This is a genomic window from Occallatibacter sp., assembly GCF_049582745.1.
Lineage (GTDB): Bacteria > Acidobacteriota > Terriglobia > Terriglobales > Acidobacteriaceae > Telmatobacter.
In genome coordinates this window covers 1-4,320 of the sequence record NZ_JBAUUO010000076.1, presented here as the reverse complement: position 1 = coordinate 4,320, position 4,320 = coordinate 1, and the positions used below count along the sequence as shown (strand labels likewise).

Annotated in this window: 3 protein-coding genes; 1 reads left to right on the top strand and 2 read right to left on the bottom strand. The window is 58.0% G+C overall.

Features of this window, described 5'->3' with window-relative positions:
* Positions 1–274: 274 nt before the first annotated feature.
* Positions 275–2,293, bottom strand: a complete 2,019-nt coding sequence (locus WCA10_RS13030; protein ID WP_472822960.1) for a winged helix-turn-helix domain-containing tetratricopeptide repeat protein — start codon at positions 2,291–2,293, stop codon at positions 275–277.
* A gap of 192 nt (positions 2,294–2,485) precedes the next feature.
* Here WCA10_RS13030 and WCA10_RS13025 point away from each other — a divergent pair, with 192 nt between their 5' ends.
* Positions 2,486–3,799, top strand: a complete 1,314-nt coding sequence (locus WCA10_RS13025; protein ID WP_472822959.1) for a vanadium-dependent haloperoxidase — start codon at positions 2,486–2,488, stop codon at positions 3,797–3,799.
* A 366-nt stretch (positions 3,800–4,165) separates the two neighbouring features.
* Here the strand turns inward: WCA10_RS13025 and WCA10_RS13020 are convergent, their stop codons facing one another.
* The gene (locus WCA10_RS13020; protein ID WP_472822958.1) at positions 4,166–4,291 is read right to left on the bottom strand and encodes a hypothetical protein; all 126 of its coding nucleotides are present in this window, start codon (positions 4,289–4,291) and stop codon (positions 4,166–4,168) included.
* Between the last annotated feature and the right edge of the window lie 29 nt (positions 4,292–4,320).

Sequence of the window (4,320 nt, the reverse complement as noted above, 5' to 3'; positions counted from 1 at the left end):
GTCCTGCATCCCTATCCCGATGCTCGCTTCTACGCCACTCATCCTTCATAAGAGCCGTATGCGTAGACGCGCTCGTACGGATCTGCGCAGGGGGCGATCAGCAATGATCGTCCCTACTGCGACCGGAACTTAGGCTAAGCCACAGAAGACGCTCGAGAAGCCGACTTGAAAGGTACGAATCTAGGTCAGTGAGCACATCGCCGATCGAGACACTCATTCACCGCCCGTCTACCGCGAACATGCTGGCGGGTTCTCTAAGACAGCCGTAGCTGAGTCAAGGCAGGCCTACGCGCCCGAGCAGTTCCTGAAAACGCGCATCGGAACGATAGCGGTCAAAAATCGGGTCTACGGCGAGATACCCCATCCAGACAGCATGATCGCCCCATGCGGCCTCCAGCCACGTGAATGTCTCCCGATCCATCTTCAGCGCTGCGAAAATCTGAGCCAGGGCATACGGCGAGACGTAACGCTTCTTCGCGTTCGCTTCCAATTCGTGCGCGATTTGGAGTGCTTCGCGATTCCGGCCTGCAGCCGCTAGGGCGATCGCAACCTGGGCCGTATACAGTGGGCTGTCTCCAGACAAACTCGCCGCCCTTTTCAGCTCGTTCACTGCTTCGTTGTGCATGCCTACCTGCACATAGTCCTCTCCGAGAACAAGGTGCGCAGCTGCAAAATTCGGGTCCATCTCAACAGAATCGCGATTCTGCTGGATTGCGGCGAAATAGTTGCGCGCCATGTAGTAGCGAAGTCCTACCCATGTACTGATCGTCAGGTTCAGAGGATCGAGTGCCAAAGCATGTCGCGCCTCCGCGAGTGCCTGGTCATGGCGGCCCCTGATCGAAAGATAGTCTCCATACCAGTGATGCGCGTTCGCGTATTGAGGATCCAGTTCCAGGGCGCGCCTGAACTCGGCTTCTGCTCCGGCCCACTCCCATCGATGGCTCAGCACCAGTCCCAGCGAGGCGTGGGCTTCAGCCGATTCCGGATCGATTTCAATTGCCTTGCGAGCGGCTGCGTAAGCTTTCGGGAGCGAGTCTGCCGGGGCCTTGAACCCGTGCCACGCGAGTCCGCTGTTGCAGTCGGCCAGCCCGGAATAAGCCGCGGCGAAGGTTGGATCGCGGTCAATCGCCTGCTGAAAGTATTGCTCCGCCATTGCTATGCTGTCTCCGGTTCGCTTGTTCCAATAGTAGCGGCCTTTTAGATACTCCACGTATGCTTCGGGCACGGTCTGCCGCGAACTTGCCAAACGCCTCTTCTGGTCTTCGGCCAGAACAATGTGAATCTCGTTTGCGATGCTCCTCACCACGGAGTCTTGCACGGCAAGCACATCTTTTAGCTCGCGGTCGTAACTCTCGGTCCAGACGTCCGTCTGTTTTTTGGCATCGATCAACTCAACTGTGATGCGTACGCGGTCCGGCGAACCTCGAACACTGCCTTGAACAAGATAGTCGGCGTTCAGTTCTCGACCGATCTCCTTCGCAGTCTGTTTGCTGTCTTTGTACTTCGCGATGGAACTGCGAGCGATGACTATTAATCGATCCCTGTTCAGCTTTCCGATCTGGGAGATCATCTCCTCAGTCAGCCCGTCGCTGAAGAATTCCTGGTCAGCGTCTCCGCTCAGATTGTCGAACGGCAGTACTGCCAGCACTGTCTTGGGCTGGGAAGCGGCGGCCACTCTCGCTCGCCAGCGCCACCATGCGGGGAGCGCCACGAGACCAAGAAGCGCCAGCGCAGCCACGCCAACCAGAAGCCACGTGCGAGAACGACGATGCCCTAGTACTGGCGCGCCTTCGGCGATTGGGAACTCTGCCGCTGCCGGCTCTGGTTCGTCGCCCACGTGCAGCCCATTGTCTTGCCGACCATCCGCGGGCTCCAAAATAGCTCTCTGAGCGTCTGTGCGAGCAATTGGTCCTTCAAGTCCGATCAACTCAGCGGAGCCCTCTTCTCCGGGAGAAACAACAGGCGCGATGAACCTATATCCCCGTCCGGTTACGGTCTGTATGAATCTCGGCTGCTCGGGGTCGTCTTTCAGAACTTGTCGAATCTTGCGGATTGCGCCCCGGATGCTGTTGTCCGTGTCCAGAAAGACATCGGTTCCCCATACCCTGGCCACGATTTCCTCGCGAGTCACAATCTCGCCCGGGTGCTCGAGCAGCAGAAGAAGAATGTCCAGCGGGATGCGCTCCAGCTTCAGCACACGCCCGCCGCGGCGCAACCTGCGAGGCCGAAGATCGAGCTCGAAGTCTTCGCCGAAGAGGATAGATTCCTGGAGTCCAACCGGCTGGGAGGGCATGCGCCGCCTTCCGAAGTGCCACGATCTTACACCAATTCCACAACATGGGGATTAAGAGCCGCTAATGCTTGCGCTTAGCGCGACACAAAACATAACGTCCCGACATGCGCTTCGGTATGGACAACCATGCCCTCTACCGGAAGAATGACGCTCATCACTGACCAAGAGGCAGTGAGAATTCGGGGAGGCACAATGAAGAGGATGTATCGTGGCGCGGGGAAGAGGACTTTTGGTCTGTGCATGCTGATGGCGACTCTGCTGTTCGAGCCTGCCGTGGCAAAAGCCGATTCCGTCCTGGACTGGAACGTAATTGCGGTAGACACAGCCGTTACGAACGGCCAGAACCCGTTCGCCCAGGCGCGGTTTGCAGCGATTGTGCAGGTCGCTGTCTTTGAAGCCGTCAACGCTATCACCGGCGACTATCGACCGTATCTTGGGAGTATAGTCGCGCCCCACGGCGCCTCAGCCGACGCAGCAGCTGTCCAGGCCAGCTATCGCGTGCTCAGAACCTACTTCCCGGCGAGCGCTTCGAATCTCGACGCAGCCCTCGCGAACTCGCTGGCTTTGATACCGGACGGCCAGGCCAAGATTGACGGCATAGCAACGGGCGATGCCGCAGCCATGGCACTGATCGCTCTTCGCGCCAACGACGGGTCGTCGCCTGCGCAGTTCAAGACACCCGGTCCGCCTGTTCCCGGCGAATGGCAGGCCACGCCGAGTTGTCCAAAGGTGAATGGAATCGCCTCCGGAATCGCATTTCAATGGCAGAACGTAACCCCGTTCGGTATCCGGAGCGCGAAGGAGTTTCTCCTCGGTCCTCCGCCAGCGCTTGCGAGTAACAGATACGCGAAGACGTACAACGAGGTGATGACGGTGGGAAGCCTCGACAGCACCGAGAGGCCACCAGATCGGTCAGATGTCGCGACCTACTACGCGGCAACCTCACCAACTCAGGCATTCAACCAGGCCGCAAGGCAGATCGCGCAGGAACAGCGACGTACGCTGTCTGAGAATGCCCGAGCTCTGGCCCTGATCAACATGGCGATCAACGACAGCCTGGTCGCAGCGTTCTTCAATAAATACCACTACAACTTCTGGCGCCCCGAAACCGCGATCCGTGCGGGTGACACGGACAGCAACCGGAAAACCGACCCCGATCCGGACTGGCTGCCCTTCATCGTGACCCCCTGTTTCCCGAGTTATCCCTCAAACCACGGCAGCGCAGCCAATGCAGCAGCGGCGGTCATGAGACGTCTCTACGGCGAAGCTGGACATTCGATGACGCTGTCAAACCCCGCCGTGCCCACCATCGTCCTGCAATACACCTCGTTCAGGCAGATTGCCGACGACATCAGCGACGCTCGTGTTTACGGCGGGATCCATTTTCGAACCGACCAGGACGCAGGAGCGCTGCTGGGGCTCATTGTCGGCAAAGCAGTCTACAAGCACAACCTGCGTCCGGTGCAGGATGATGACTGGGATGATGACCGCGACGATACTGAGTGATCAGGTCGAAAACGATTCGCCATTTGTGTTACAAGGTACGGCGATTGTGCGGTCACGTTACCCGCAGACGAGGCCGCACACGTTCTCTGTCCGGAAGTTGACTACTGAGTCTGGACTACGCATCCGGGAAAACTACAGGTTAGCGCTCCAAGTTGTGCTCTCAATTCGCGCCAACAGGCTAAATCGCTCATTGAGGTCATTCTCCGAGTCGTGGTTGGATTGTGGGCCAACCGGACGTAACCAAAAATGGTGCAATTTCCCGTTGGGCCGTGATAGTCCCGCATCATAATGTCCCCGACCCAACTGGGAGTTAATTGAGGTCTATGATTCCAGCAATGAGGTATGAGTCGGCTATTCCTGAACTGTTTACGCGCTTCCCGCACCTTGAGGCTCTTTGACCTTGCCCTCAGAATGCGTATCTCTTAGCCCTGCGGGTTTGAGGAGATATTCATCCTCGTCGTAGTCGTGGCGCGGGAATGTGGGAATCGGCATTATCGATTTCCAAGGTCTGTGGGAAGGGT